This is a genomic window from Franconibacter daqui, from assembly GCF_014644275.1.
In the GTDB taxonomy this organism is placed as follows: domain Bacteria; phylum Pseudomonadota; class Gammaproteobacteria; order Enterobacterales; family Enterobacteriaceae; genus Franconibacter; species Franconibacter pulveris.
In genome coordinates, this window is record NZ_BMKJ01000001.1 from 1,777,919 (window position 1) to 1,792,098 (window position 14,180).

Annotated in this window: 9 protein-coding genes; all 9 read right to left on the reverse strand. The window is 55.7% G+C overall.

Translation table 11 applies throughout. The annotated features are described in order from the left end of the window. Nucleotides 1-2: 2 nt before the first annotated feature. Nucleotides 3-4,376, reverse strand: a complete 4,374-nt coding sequence (locus tag IEX01_RS08405) for an RHS repeat-associated core domain-containing protein (RefSeq protein WP_188723653.1) — start codon at nucleotides 4,374-4,376, stop codon at nucleotides 3-5. Between the two features lie 13 nt (nucleotides 4,377-4,389). Continuing rightward, nucleotides 4,390-4,815 (reverse strand): DcrB-related protein, encoded by a 426-nt coding sequence (locus IEX01_RS08410; protein ID WP_024560588.1) that lies wholly within the window; start codon nucleotides 4,813-4,815, stop codon nucleotides 4,390-4,392. Nucleotides 4,816-5,049: 234 nt separating this feature from the next. Next, complete coding sequence (locus IEX01_RS08415; protein ID WP_188723654.1) at nucleotides 5,050-5,964, reverse strand: Ivy family c-type lysozyme inhibitor; 915 nt, start codon at nucleotides 5,962-5,964, stop codon at nucleotides 5,050-5,052. A gap of 93 nt (nucleotides 5,965-6,057) precedes the next feature. Beyond that, entirely contained in the window at nucleotides 6,058-6,756 is a 699-nt protein-coding gene (locus IEX01_RS08420) for an SET domain-containing protein (protein WP_188723655.1), read from the reverse strand. Then, entirely contained in the window at nucleotides 6,753-9,308 is a 2,556-nt protein-coding gene (gene tssI / locus IEX01_RS08425) for a type VI secretion system tip protein TssI/VgrG (protein ID WP_188723656.1), read from the reverse strand. The genes IEX01_RS08420 and tssI overlap by 4 nt, the downstream gene beginning before the upstream one ends. 115 nt (nucleotides 9,309-9,423) lie before the next feature. Next, nucleotides 9,424-10,461 (reverse strand): hypothetical protein, encoded by a 1,038-nt coding sequence (locus IEX01_RS08430; RefSeq protein ID WP_229701818.1) that lies wholly within the window; start codon nucleotides 10,459-10,461, stop codon nucleotides 9,424-9,426. Nucleotides 10,462-10,518: 57 nt separating this feature from the next. Next, nucleotides 10,519-10,953: a hypothetical protein gene (locus tag IEX01_RS08435; RefSeq protein WP_024559472.1), complete on the reverse strand. Its 435-nt coding sequence runs from the start codon at nucleotides 10,951-10,953 to the stop codon at nucleotides 10,519-10,521. A gap of 24 nt (nucleotides 10,954-10,977) precedes the next feature. Further along, nucleotides 10,978-12,030 carry a PAAR domain-containing protein gene (locus IEX01_RS08440; RefSeq protein ID WP_024559473.1) on the reverse strand — a complete coding sequence of 351 codons (1,053 nt, stop codon included), beginning with the start codon at nucleotides 12,028-12,030 and terminating at the stop codon, nucleotides 10,978-10,980. 23 nt (nucleotides 12,031-12,053) lie between these two features. Beyond that, a complete protein-coding gene (locus IEX01_RS08445; RefSeq protein WP_188723658.1) occupies nucleotides 12,054-14,015 on the reverse strand; it encodes a type VI secretion system Vgr family protein in 1,962 nt (653 codons plus the stop codon). Nucleotides 14,016-14,180: the final 165 nt, after the last annotated feature.

A 14,180-nucleotide genomic window follows, 5' to 3' on the forward strand; every position in this document is an offset into this window, starting at 1 on the left:
CCTCACTGGTGACAGTTTGCACGCAAATTTTTCGGAACACGCCCCTTCAACCAGCCTTTAGAATGAGAAACAGCAATGGCTTCTTGGGAACCATATTTTACACCAAAATATTTCTCGAATTGTGAGACTGAGCCTTTATGTGGGAAAGTAGCTTCATGCGCAGAAGTTTTGACTAATTGCATTGTTGTCCTTCCTGTAGCTGGGTCAAAATCATCGACATGATGCCATGTATATCCGGTTGCTTCGCTTTTAGAAATACCGGCTGCCTTGAAGGCCTCGGTAAAATCTCTATCCCTAGTTCCTTGCATTGTAATAGATACAATATTCTGTTTAGTTCCATTGATTGGGAAAAGATCTGGGCTTCCTGTAAAGTCAACTCCCTTTAATGCTAACCCCCACGGATCCACCCACCCCAGCGCATTCGGCGCATACTGGTAAAGATTGATGCCCCCCGCCAGCCCTATCGGGTCGTGCTGCGTGAACCTGCCGCAGTCCGGGTCGTAGTAGCGGAATAAATTGTAGTGCAGCCCTGTCTCACGGTCCAGGTACTGGCCCTGCATACGCAGGTTCTGGTTATAGCCTGTTGGCAACGGCGTCGATTCATGCGCCAGCTTGCCCCACGCGCTGTTTCGCCCTTCCCAGCGCACCTGGCCTTCCACATCGGTCAGACACTCCGGCGTGCCGTTGGGCTGACAGTGGAACCAGTAAATGCCCGGTGACTGCGTGCCGTCAATACGCGCCAGCGGGTCGTAGCTGTGCTGGTCGCTGTAAACGTAGGTCAGCGGCACATCATCATGAATCTCCTGCAGCAGCCGGAACCCTTCCCAGACAAAGCGCGTGGTGACAGTTTTGCCGAGCGGCTGGCCGGCAAGGTGCTGACGGCGGGTCTTGCTGATGCGCCGCCCCAGCGGATCGTAGCGGAAGCTGACTTCCACCTGCGGTTTGTTGCGGTCGCGTGGCTGGCTGATAACGTCCGTCAGGCGGTGCTCAGCATCGTAGCGGTAGCGCCAGCGGGTCTGCCCGTTATCTTTCTCTATCGTGCGTCCATGAATGTCATAATGCCACTGAATACCGTTAAGCTGCGTCACGCGGTTAAAGCGCACCGTCTGCGTCGCACTGTTATCGAGCGGGTTGCCCGCCGCGTCCCACTGCCACTGCTCCTGGCCCGGCAGCGTGCCGTCCTGGGTCAGCAGACGCCCTGCGTTATCGTATTTCCAGCGATACCAGTTAAATGGATTGTCATCGCGCTCCTCGCGGATGAGGTTGTTGCGATAGTCGTAATCCCAGCGGCGGGACCAGCGGCGCGGCGCCGGGCGCTGGGCATCGCCGGTGAAAACGTCGCGGCGCGTCAGGCGGCCCAGCCGGTCATAATCGCTGCGGGTCGTGAGCAGCCCCTGTGTACGGCTTATCTCACGGTGCAGTTCATCACGCGTAAAGTCGGTCACCGGCAGGCTATCCAGTGCGATGGAGAGCAAATGCCCGCTGCCGTAGAAATGATGTTTTAGCGTCCGTCCGTCAGGCAGTTGCACGGACGTACGGTTGCCGAGCGCATCATAGGTCCAGCCCAGCGCGCCGTTCTCACCCTGTTCGCCGGTGACGCGACCCAGCGCGTCATACTCAAAGCGCAGTTCCTGTTCCGCCTCACGGCTCCAGACGTTTTCCGCAAGCGAAGCATGCAGTGCGATACGGCTTATTAATCCCCCAGGCGTGTAGTCGTAGCGGGTCTGGCCTTCCGGCGTAGTGCGCGCAAGAAGCTGCCCTGCCGCACTCCAGGCAAAGGTATGGGTAATCGCCTGCGGATGCCCTGCAGCGAAAGTGCGTGCGATGGTGCGTCCACAGGCGTCATACCCGTAACGGGTAATCACGCCGTCTAAACCCTCTTCCTCAAGCAGCAGAGAGTTTTCGCCCCAGCGGAACTGGTATGCCTCGCCTTTTTCGTTTTCGAGCGCAATCAGGCGGCCGCGGCTGTCCCATCGGCGGCGTACTGCTTCACCCTGCGGGTTTGACGTCGCAATAAGACGGCCCGCCGCATCATAAGTAAACTCGCTGCGCTTACCATCGGCCCCTTCATGCGCTTCTGGCAGACCGCGCGCATTCCATAACAGGCGTTCTTCCCAGCCTTCCGGGCGCTCCATGTGGATCGGACGGCCTGCGGCGTCGTAATGGTAGCGGGTCTCTTCGCCATCCGCCGTAATAGCAGTACTTAACCAACCGAGCGGGTGATAGCGGTAACGGGTAACGCGCCCGGAACAGTCTGTCGCGCGAATAACCTGCCCCGCGTCGTTGTATTCCTGGCGGCGGCGGTTACCGGCGGCATCTGTCTCCTCGACAATCTGACCAAACTCGTCGCGGCGTAATAGTGTGGTTTGCCCGAGCGCATCGACGATGCGCGCCAGCCCGTGGTGTTCATCGTAGTAAAAGCGCGTGGCGGTGCCGTCCGCCTCAGTGATAGCCGCAGGCAATGCGCGATGTTCCAGCCACTGCGTGGCGCGGGTATTCCCCTCGGCATCCACCTCCTGGACGCGGTTGCCCATCTCGTCATAACCGAACGTCGTCGCGTTGCCTAAAGGATCGACACGGCGGGTCAGCAGATCGTGTTCATTCCACTCGTAGCGCCAGGTTTCGCCGCGCTCATCGACAAAACGTGTGATAAGCCCCTGCGCGTTCCAGTAATGCTGGCGCGTCTGACCGTCGTATTGCGTGACCGTGGTCAACCCCGCAGCCAGATCGTAAGCGATACGGCAACCGTCGCCGGTACTGGTACGGTTCTCTACCACGCGCCAGTGATCGAATTTCTCCCAGCGATATTCACTTTCCAGCCCACCGGGCAACCGGTGCCAGATCATCAGACCCGCATCGTTATAGCGATATTCACGTGTCGTGATGCCGGTTGCATCAGTTACTGCGGCCAGTTGCCCGCGTACGTCATAGCGATAAGTCACCAGCGGCCACGTTTTGTCGCCGTCAAAATGTGCAGCTGAAGTCACACGCTGTGGAAAACGCGCATCCTCATAGTGCAGCGTGACATCAATGGCGCAGGGGGCGTCATGGATGCGCACCAGGCGGCCATGTTCATCCCAGCCGGTTTCCAGCGCATTGCCATATTCGTCGCTCAGCGACGCCAGACGCAGCACCGCAGGGTTGGCGCGGGTGGGTTTAAACAGACGCCAGACGGCGCCATCGTCGTCGGCGATCGCCACGTCGCCGTTCTCATTGCGGCGAACAATAAGCCCTTCGCTGATACTGTAAAGCGCCTGATTCAGCGGCGGTAGCGTAAAGCGCAGCTCACGTCCGGTCTCGTCAAACCAGGTGACCTCGCCATCATCCAGCGTCAGGTAGCTGTCGAATGCCGTGGCCCAACCCAGACCAAATAATCCTTCGCGGGTGGTTAAGCTGTTATAGCTGCGCTGCCAGCGCAAAGGAAAACGGCCTGGCAGCGAAAAATCCAGTTCATTATTGTCGTTCAGGACTTTCACACCCGTGGCGGCATGCACCGGATGCGATGATGAGAAAACGGCATTTATTGCCATATCTGTGAGCATGCCTGCACCGGCCGAGACCAGCGCGCAGGGCATGTTTTTGAGGACCTTACCGGGCCGGCCGCGAATAAGCGAAAGCGCAATCATCGCCACGGCAAGGCCTGCGGTTTTACCGCTTTTGATATCGCGCACCGTCAGTGTTTCGCCACCGATTATTACGTTAGGCGATACCTCCTCCGAGATAGTGGCTTCGCAGGTAGTACGGTCTTTGGCGCGCACGGCAGGCTGGCCGTTAATAAAGACGCTTTTTGATCCTTCGGCCAGGTATTGCGGGCCAGAATGTTTATCGCAAAGAACTTTATCCAGTTCCAGCGACGACGTACCGGGTGCGGCAGTGGCGACGGTAGGCTGCCACATCTCGCTGCCAAACTGCGCCGCAGCGGAGAGCAACATGCCGCCGTAATCGGCGAAGCTGCCGGGCTTTTGCGGCTCAGGCGGCGGCGTATCGCCCGACGTGAGTTCGCCTGCCGCGCGGGCGGCTGGAAGCTTGTTGGTCAACACGTTCGCTGAGCCGGTGGCGATGAAACCAGCCGGTGATGGCGGGAAAATCGTATTGCCGATCCCCGTCGCTATATTACTGATGTCATCCGTGATGCCTGCGGCATTCGCCAGGATACCACCGATAATTCCGCTCAGTGCACAGCTGGAACCTATCGCCGTCAGGGTAGCCGCCGCCGCGCCCGCACCCACAAGCGGTGCGGCGGCCGTTGCGGCAAAGGCCACCGCTGAGCCAATGGCTGCATACGCGATGCCTTCAGCTACAAGGCTTGTGATATCTGCAAAGACACTGGAGTGAATAATCTTATCGCCCTGGCGGGCTGCATGTTTGTCGCTCATGCCATGTATTCCATTATTTATGCAGCGTCAGGCTTTGTTTGATGGTATTCCAGCGTTCCGCATCTTCATCAGTGAAGGGGCGCAGCGCGGAAAGGGTGAAGATTAAAAGGCGTGGAGCATCCGGCGCCTGTACAGCAAACTGCTTCTGCCAGATCTGCTGCCCCTGCCGCACAAATGCCGTTTCGACTTCAACGGCGCGGTGTGAAGGCTGCCCGACCAGGATACGTGCGAATTCGCTCTGTTGGATTTCACCCATTTGTGCGCGCAGCACCTCCCACTGGCGTTGGAATTCCTTTTCGAAATCGCTGTCATCCGGAATTGCGCCGCGGCTGACAATTAACGATAACCCGCTCTCATCGTCGCGTAACATCGTCATGCTGGTGTCCTGCCAGGCGGCGGGGAAAAGGGAAAACGAACCTTCCTGAAGGGTGTATTTCATGTGTGAACTCATGTTGAAAGAATAAATAGCTAGAATGCGATAAGAAATAAGGGTTCATTCTGACTGAGATGCGCTTTATTTCCGCAACGCTGAAAGCGCGGTTCATTCCAGCTGAGGCGCTTATCAGAGATAAAAAGCAAGCCGCTTACGGTACGCACTCGCCTCTATACCCATTATTTAATGGGGTAGTCTCTGGCGCTTTCGCGGCTGAATATCGCTTCAGCTGAGGGTTATTTATTCGCCGTTATCGTAGCTCAGAGTAATGGAGACGACTTTCCCTTTGTCTATCTCAAACGAGATAACCTTTTTCCCCATGGCGTACGAGAGCCATTGTTCGCCGTCTTCATCCACGCGTTTTCCGGGACCATAAAGACGCGCAATTTCATCGGCTGTTGCACCAACGCTAACACCGCGCCGGGTTTTGTATTGCGGGGTATGGAGGGTTATTTGCGCAATAATGTAGTCATCAACATCTCTTTCGGCTTTGTCCCACCAGAGATTGGCGCTGTAAATATCAAAGCCGTTGTAGGTATGGCGATAGAACTTATAGTTGGCGCCGTCAAAAGGTACGTCGCCTGCAAAGTCATCCTGCAGTGATTTGCCTAGGCCTGAACTGACCTGCGGGTTCCAATTTTGTCCTAACGAAAGCACCGTATTACTTATTTGCGTGGAGAAATCCTCACGGGCTAAGGGCGAAACCGGCGCCGCGCTTATTGTGTGAAAAGAGGCGTTTTCGAACCGTGAAGCCCAGGTTTTGATATCAGGGGGGATCTCTGCACCGTTTTTAGCGTCAGGCTGGTAATGAATAAACTGCTCATCAGGCATTACCCACGCGGCGTAGAATTTACCGTCCGGGTAAATAACAAAAGCGGAGGCGTTCTCAAGGTATAAATCTTTTAACCACCCTTCAACGAAAAGCCCACCGTCCGCTGTTTGATGTGGTTCTCCAAAGAGATCGAAATTACCGATAAAAGCCTCGTAATCATCACCCAGCAATGCCTGAAGCCCGGCAGTAACCTCACGATCGTTCAGAATGGTGGAAACCTGGCCTGGCTGGCGATATTGCGCAATATTCACGGAACCGGAAGCCAGGGTTGAAAGTGATAACGCAGCGCAAAACAGCGATGAGGTGAAATGGCGTTTATACATGAATCTGTACGTCCCTGAGGGTTCGCTACGTTCCAACGCAGCAGGAAGGGACCGCGGGCATAGAAGGTGGCCTGTGCGCGGGTCCCGCAACGATTATTTAAGCCACTGGCCGGGCTGTTCGATCAGCACATTCTTTTTTTGGCTGACCGTTAATTTTACCGGTTCATAGTCAACTTTATAGGTCACATCGCCATTCTTATATTCTGAACCAACAACGTCACCCGAAGCGTTGAGCACTGTTTTTCCTTGCAGGGTAATCACGCTGTTATCACTTTTGCGCACGCCAAGATAAAACATATTGTTGCAGGGAGTTTTGAACTCACCGCATTTATTAGCAAGCGTTACGGTAAACTTATTCGTTTCGAATTTACGACGCTCAGAGGCTGTCGCCTGTGGTTTCTTTGTGAGCGTATAATGTTGCGGAGCGTAGTATTTTCCTTGCCCGGAAGATGGCGCTTTATTCCAGACCATGTTTTCACCGTCAACATCCAGGTTTGCATACCCTGTTCCACCGAAAGAAGAGGTAAACTCAACGCTCGCCCGGTGGTTATTCACCGTGCCTTTAAGGTTATTCTCGCCCTCGGCTGGGCAATCGATACGGTTGCCGTTTTGCGTAATGTAGCAATAGCTTCCTGTTATCGTATTGTCAGTCTGTTTGAGTTGCAGAGTCAGCGTTGACTGGTCTTTTTCCTCACCAGTCCACTGGCCAGTAAATTCACCGGCAGCCATGGCCTGTAAGCTAAACAGACCAGAGCCGGCGCCGAGTAAAAATGCCGCTATTTTCGTTTTCATTCTAAAACCACCTGTGAACATCTATCCACCCGATTTAACCACCCTGTTAAGAACTTAGCGTTTTTAGGGTTACTGACTACCAGATCTTCATAATATGCTTTGCGTATATCTGCTATTCTGGACGTCAATTTAGCAGAGTCGCTGACGCTGTTCATCGCCTCGATCGTTTTCGGTCCTATTTTTCCATCCGTTACTAACTGCTGGCCAAACTCGTTATTAAGTAATTTCTGTATTTGTTTACCCGCCCCGCCTGAAGTAATTGTCCAGTCATAGGACATCAAGGCCAGTTTCGGATCCCTGAGATTGTTAAAACCCGAAGGGTCCCAGTATCGCTTGCGATAGATGGTTTCCGCTTGTTCCGTCGTAATGTTTTTCAGGTTATCCAGCGTCGGTTCAACGCCGAGATCTTCTTTTGCGTATTTCTGCCACGTATTCCATGCGATGCCTTTGTTGGTCGCGCCGCCTGAATCGTTAGGATCATTAACAAAGCCGCCTTCGTTTTTAAAAATAACCGGTGAAATTTTTGAAAATTTATCCTGATCCTGATTCGGTTTTGCAGGAGCGGCTGGTGTTGCTGGCGCCGCAGGCGCCGATTTTTTACCCGCAGCGGGTGCTGGCACGCCTTTGCCTTTTTGTTGCGGTGAAAACTTCGCCTGCACGGCCGCATCAATATCTTTTTTATGGTTACTTCCCGGCGCGGTGGTGCCTGGTTTTGTACCTGCTGTATTAAGGTGCAGCTTGCCGCCTGTGGTGATATAGCCATCGCCTTCGACAAAGAAGTTAAATTCTTTGCCAATCAGGTTTATCTTGCCGTTGGCATTGAGCTCAATGGCGCTTTCACCCGATACCAGGCGCAACTTCGTGCCGGAAGCGAGAATATATTGTTCCACCACGGCATCGAGCTTGCCCTTACCCGTCAGGATCTCTGTGCCGCCTTTAACCGCCTGGATCTGGTTCGTTTCCACGCGATGCAGTTCGTTTTTACGCACGTAATGGCTGCGCGCGCCGTTTACGGTATGTGATTCATCATTCTTAACATGCGTATCCAGATTGCGCTCCGCCTGGATCCACACCTGCTCTTCCCCCGCCTTGTCCTCAAAGCGCAGGGCGTTGGCGTTGTCCACCGAGCCATCCTTTGACCGGCTTAAAAACCCCATCTGCGTCGCCGCTGCCGGCAGCGCCCACGGCGGCATGCTCGCCTCGTTGTACACCCGGCCGGTGATTATCGGCCGGTCCGGGTCGCCGTTGATGAAGTCCACCACCACCTCATCACCCACCCGCGGTATCTGCACCCCGCCGTAACCCTGGCCCGCCCACGCGCTCGACACCCGCACCCAGCACGAACTGGTGTCATCGCCCTTCGCCAGGCGGTCCCAGTGGAACTTCACCTTCACCCGCCCGTATTTATCCGTCCAGATACTCTCCCCCTGCGGCCCCACCACCCGCGCCGTCTGCGGGCCGTAGGTCCGCGGCCACGGCGTTGTCTGCGCCGGGCGGAACACCACCGACGACGGGATGACCGTGAAGTCCGTGCGGTGGATGGTCGCCCCGTCCGCCCCGCTGGCGTAGCGGTTCTCCTCGAACCGGTACTCCGCCGCCGTGGTCAGGTACTCCCCGTTGTCGCTGAAGAACGGCGCATTCGCCAGCATGAAGGTGTGCCCCGGCGCGATACCTACCGCCGTCGCGGTTGCCTGTATCTGCCGGTGCTCCACCTGCCAGCGCTCCTGGCGGATGCGGGCGTAGAACTCCCCGTGCCCGTGCTCCACAAAGCGGCCCGGCCAGTCATAAACGTCGATGCTCCCCGGCTGCGGCGAGGCCGGGTTCTGCTGCGCCTGGAACAGCCACGCGTTGGGCTTGCGGAAGTCATAGTCGTCGAGGCTGTAGATACCCGGCGTCACGCTGTCCTCCAGCGCCCACTGGCTCACCCCCTCCTCGCTGGTGCTGCCCCCCGACGGCGTCGCGTGGTACGGTATCACCTCATAGCCGCTGAACGGCTGGTGCTGCGTCGCCGCGTCGGTGAGGACCAGCGTGTGTTTGTCCGCCTCGTGGCGGAAGTGGTAGGCGATACCCTCCAGCTCCATCAGCCGGCTGATGAAGTCCAGGCTCGACTCCTGGTACTGCACGCAGTAGTCCCACACCCGGTAACTGCCGGTGAGCCGGTCCTCGACGTTCACTTTGTACTCGCCAAGCAGCGTCTTCACTATCTGCGGCGCCGTCTGCCCCTGGAAGATGCGCAGGTTGCGGTCGCGCTTCATCGGCCACAGGTCCGGCTCCACCGTCAGCGTGTAGACCGCGTAGCGCGTGCCGCTGAGCTCCACCGCGCTCACCCCGGCGCGGGTGATTTTGCCGTTGATGAAGCGCGGGCTCAGCAGGCTCTGCGTGGGCAGCGTGACGGTCACCGGCTGGCCCAGCAGGGCGCTGCGGTCGATACGGGCGTCGGTGGAGAGCAGCGTCAGCATGAGGGCGAACGACTCCGACATCGCCTCGCGGCCGGAGAGTTTCCAGAAAAGCAGCCCCTCCACGGGGAGCCGGACAGTGATGCGGTTGAGCATAATCTTTATTCCGTAATAGTTTATGCAGTAAGACTGGAAACAAAAACCCGTCACTGTAGGCGACGGGTTGGGGAAAGAAGTAAAAGCGGCTGGATATTATCGGGGGAAAATTAACTCAGGCATTTTCAATATGCAGCGTTGAAAGAATTATCTCAAGGCAACGTTTGTTGGCCTCATGGTAGTAATCCTGATGATTGCGATGTTTACCCACCGACTCCGCATAACACCAGAGACCTTCTACATTGACGATATACATCTGATAAAACGCCCTGACTTTATCAGCCGCGCTGACTATTTCCCCGGTGCAGGTATAAACATCGCCGGTAAAAGCACTGTTGATATCATTCGGAACGGTTTCCATGGCGGATGCGGTAAGCGAGACAGCATTGTCATGCTGATGGAACCGGGACGTTGAAAGCTGAAACACCTCTTCGGCTGTTTTATACTTTTCCTGAGAGTAGAAGCATAAATTAATAACGCCGTAATTAACGCCGTCAAAAGTATGCTCGATAACGAGACGATTATCCGCAATGACATTCACCTGCCAGGAGTCCGGCACTTTAAACCCGCTGCTGTTTTTACTGCTCAGGCTAACGGTTTTCAACAACTCGGCAAGCATCATATTACTGCGATGCTGCAAATCCCAGTTAATGGCAATAAAGTGGATATCATTCGCCAGTGAATTATAGATAGCAGCAGCACAGGAGGCTTTTATCAGAAAGTAATTACCGCCGCCGTCGACCGGATTATAATCTTTCTGAACGGTATAGCGCGATACTACCTCATCACCTGATGCCAGCGTCTTGATGGTTAATACATCGGCAAATTTCCCGCTGCCGGAGGGATGATTGATAAGACGCTGATGAAGGATTTTTTCACCCATCAGCGAAAGCTTGTTCTCTAACCAGTCTGATGGGTTCATCTCCCACTGACAGCGCTCGTACGCGGCCCACACTTCCATATAAGGCGAGGTATCTTCGGTAATGTAGCGACCGATGTTCGTCAGCCCCACTTCAGGAAAGTGAACAGGCTTAACCTCTGCGGGCTTAACCGCTTGTGGAAGCAGTACCCAGTAATGAAACATTTCTTGCCCGGTAGAGGTATAGAGACATTTCCAGAATTTTTCCCGGATCTCCTCACTTTTATAAGTCATTTCCAGGGGGAATGAAAATTCAGGATCTAAATTCATTTTAAACCTCAGCGTGGCGATTTAATCTAACCAGAGTCCGTAAAACAGTAACACGCTCACCAGCGAAACAAAGACTTTTGCTACGACTAAAAGTGGCGGACCGAACCTGTCAGTGGTTGAAGTAATTTTAGGATAATTCTCAGCATTATGCGTCTTATGGAATTTCATGATATTGCCAAAGATAGCGACAAGCAGCGTAAGAACTAATTTGACACCCCACAAACAGAGGAAAGACATGGACCAGACGGCGGCGAGCTGTTGCGCTCTCTCAATAGAAAATAACGACCATGATTCCGACAACCACCTAAAAATAAACCCTATGATTAGGGTGCCGACTAAGACGCAAACCAGCATTACGCCACAGCGCAGCCAGTCCTTTTTAGCGTAACGATCTTTCCCGTTCCAGATAAGGATCAGCGCAAGAACAACAAAAAGAAAAAAGCCGAGCCAACTCATCAAATAATTCTCCATATAAAGCCATTAACCGCCAATCAGGACTGTAACACACCCGGTCTTAATAGTGCCATCGCCTGAAGAAGGCGCTGGCATGGCTTTTTTAAATAATTTAAAAGGCAGGTCAAGTATAGGTTTTAGCGCCACTTTAATATTGACATCCGCGCCAATGCCAAGCACAAAAGCTAATTTCCCGGAGGCTTTTACGGTTAAAGAATAATCGGTTTTATCGACAATGAGCGCGCCGCCGGTTGATGCGCCCACCCCGCCAACCGTACCGCTGACTTTGCCTTCGCTGGTGATAATGCCAAGGATGTTGCTTTTACCCGAGACTTCCCCTTTGATGCCAGCGGCTTCCGCCCCTACCTCGCCAGAAAATCCGTAACGCCCTTTGTTGCCTTTATAGACTTCGCTCACCACTTTGGCTTCGGCGGTACCCACGGTAAAATCGCCGCCGACGCCGCCGTAAAGCATCCCTTCTTTCCCGGCTTCGGCGGAGGCGCCATATTGCATGCCTGTCGCCGTCGCGCTGGCATTCATCGTCGCATAGTCAGGGTTCTCAACGATCATGGAAACGCCGGCATTGGCGACGGCAATTTTGGTGCGCAATTCGCCTTTAACCATGTCCTGACTTTTCATGTTGCCGACAGTAATGTCTTCAAGCGCAAACCCTGCGGACACGGATTCCGGTTTTCCTGTTCCATCCTTATCCTCAATGCTTGCGTAAGCGCCCAATACCCGCGCATCGTAATTATCGCCATGCATTGCGCCATCTTCGCCCGCTTTTTTTGCAAGCGTTGAGCTCCAGTATTGCGGCGGAGCCGCTTTTGCCTGCGGCGCGGCGGGCGTGCCGGACGTATTACAGAGCGTTTTATCGCCCATGCGCGCCAGCGGCAGCCCATTAACGAAGACGGTGGCCGAGCCGCCGACGATGGCGCCCTGACCATGTTGAGAACAGGAAAGCGGGTCATTTTTTCTGGCGGCAGGAAAGCCGCCAATAATCACATCCGGGCTTCCACTCTGAATGGGGCCAGTATGCGCGCTGGTATCCACTCTGGCTCTGGCAGCAGGTTGTCCCATAATAACGATCCCTGAATGTGTGGTTAGCTGTTAATTTTCACAATAGCGCCTTTGATATCCGTAAGGTTCGTTCCGGTTATGCTTACGGTATCGTTGGCCTTCATTTCAGTATTAATGCCGTCGCCGAGGCGGGTCAGCTCATCACCTTTAAAGGAGGCCTCTTTTACGGCTTCAGCGCTCAGGTTGCCTTCAGACACTTTTATCTCAATGGAAGTCGGGGTAATTAAAATAAAGTTGTCATTGACCTTGAGCTTAATACTGGTCGCGGCCTCAAGCAGGGCGTTGCCCTCTTTATCCATGGTTAAAACGGTCTGGTTTTTGCCAACATTAATAATGTGCTTATCGCCCGTATTATTGGTGGCATTCACGCCGACATCGACTTTTAAATTCCGCTTGATGGTAATGTTTTCATCGCGGCCGATGCTCTTTTTACGATCAACGCCTACGTCGTGCGTTTCACAATGCTCAACCTCCGTATCCATGTTTTTCTCGGCATGGATCCAGATTTGCTCATGACCGGCTCTGTCTTCGAAACGAAGAATATTGGCGTTATCTTTATGCCCGTCCTTACTGCGGCTGTAGAACCCCATCTGCGTCGCCGCCGCCGGCAGCGCCCATGGCGGCATGCTCGCTTCGTTGTACACCCGGCCGGTGATTATCGGCCGGTCCGGGTCGCCGTTGATGAAGTCCACCACCACCTCGTCACCCACCCGCGGTATCTGCACCCCGCCGTAACCCTGGCCCGCCCACGCGCTCGACACCCGCACCCAGCACGAACTGGTGTCGTCGCCCTTCGCCAGACGGTCCCAGTGGAACTTCACCTTCACCCGCCCGTATTTATCCGTCCAGATACTCTCCCCCTGCGGCCCCACCACCCGCGCCGTCTGCGGGCCGTAGGTCCGCGGCCACGGCGTCGCCTGCGCCGGGCGGAACACCACCGACGACGGGATGACCGTGAAGTCCGTGCGGTGGATGGTCGCCCCGTCCGACCCGCTGGCGTAGCGGTTCTCCTCGTACTGATAGGCGGCCGCCGTCACCAGGTACTCCCCGTTGTCGCTGAAGAACGGCGCGTTCGCCAGCATGAAGGTGTGCCCCGGCGCGATACCCACCGCCGTCGCGGTCGCCTGTATCTGCCGGTGCTCCACCTGCCAGCGCTCCTGGCGGATGCGGGCGTAGAACTCCCCGTGCCCGTGCTCCACAAAGCGGCCCGGCCAGTCGTAGACGTCGATGCTCCCCGGCTGCGGCGACGCCGGGTTCTGCTGCGCCTGGAACAGCCACGCGTTGGGCTTGCGGAAGTCATAGTCGTCGAGGCTGTAGATACCCGGCGTCACGCTGTCCTCCAGCGCCCACTGGCTCACCCCCTCCCCGCTGGTGCTGCCCCCCGACGGCGTCGCGTGGTACGGTATCACCTCATAGCCGCTGAACGGCTGGTGCTGCGTCGCCGCGTCGGTGAGGACCAGCGTGTGTTTGTCCGCCTCGTGGCGGAAGTGGTAGGCGATGCCCTCCAGCTCCATCAGCCGGCTGATGAAGTCCAGGCTCGACTCCTGGTACTGCACGCAGTAGTCCCACACCCGGTAGCTGCCGGTGAGCCGGTCCTCGACGTTCACTTTGTACTCGCCAAGCAGCGTCTTCACTATCTGCGGCGCCGTCTGCCCCTGGAAGATGCGCAGGTTGCGGTCGCGCTTCATCGGCCACAGGTCCGGCTCCACCGTCAGCGTGTAGACCGCGTAGCGCGTGCCGCTGAGCTCCACCGCGCTCACCCCGGCGCGGGTGATTTTGCCATTGATGAAGCGCGGGCTCAGCAGGCTCTGCGTGGGCAGCGTGACGGTCACCGGCTGGCCCAGCAGGGCGCTGCGGTCGATACGGGCGTCGGTGGAGAGCAGCGTCAGCGTGAGGGCGAACGACTCCGACATCGCCTCGCGGCCGGAGAGTTTCCAGAAAAGCAGCCCCTCCACGGGGAGCTGGACAGTGATGCGGTTGAGCATAATCGTTAATCCATATGGTTTATGCAATGCAAGCGATCGCAGCCGTTAATCAGCCGCGCATGCATGAAAGAACGTATTTTTGCAGGCAGACAGGTAATTCAGTCCAGGCGTAATGAACGAAAGTCCGCCACCCTGAACAGGCTTTTTCAGGTGTATGAAACGTCG

What these genes read in the sequence shown, in the direction of transcription:
- IEX01_RS08405 (WP_188723653.1), bottom strand. Translation starts at nt 4,376, where the DNA reads ATGAGCGACAAACATGCAGCCCGCCAGGGCGATAAGATTATTCACTCC.
- IEX01_RS08410 (WP_024560588.1), bottom strand. Translation starts at nt 4,815, where the DNA reads ATGAAATACACCCTTCAGGAAGGTTCGTTTTCCCTTTTCCCCGCCGCC.
- IEX01_RS08415 (WP_188723654.1), bottom strand. Translation starts at nt 5,964, where the DNA reads ATGTATAAACGCCATTTCACCTCATCGCTGTTTTGCGCTGCGTTATCA.
- IEX01_RS08420 (WP_188723655.1), bottom strand. Translation starts at nt 6,756, where the DNA reads ATGAAAACGAAAATAGCGGCATTTTTACTCGGCGCCGGCTCTGGTCTG.
- tssI (WP_188723656.1), bottom strand. Translation starts at nt 9,308, where the DNA reads ATGCTCAACCGCATCACTGTCCGGCTCCCCGTGGAGGGGCTGCTTTTC.
- IEX01_RS08430 (WP_229701818.1), bottom strand. Translation starts at nt 10,461, where the DNA reads ATGACTTATAAAAGTGAGGAGATCCGGGAAAAATTCTGGAAATGTCTC.
- IEX01_RS08435 (WP_024559472.1), bottom strand. Translation starts at nt 10,953, where the DNA reads ATGAGTTGGCTCGGCTTTTTTCTTTTTGTTGTTCTTGCGCTGATCCTT.
- IEX01_RS08440 (WP_024559473.1), bottom strand. Translation starts at nt 12,030, where the DNA reads ATGGGACAACCTGCTGCCAGAGCCAGAGTGGATACCAGCGCGCATACT.
- IEX01_RS08445 (WP_188723658.1), bottom strand. Translation starts at nt 14,015, where the DNA reads ATGCTCAACCGCATCACTGTCCAGCTCCCCGTGGAGGGGCTGCTTTTC.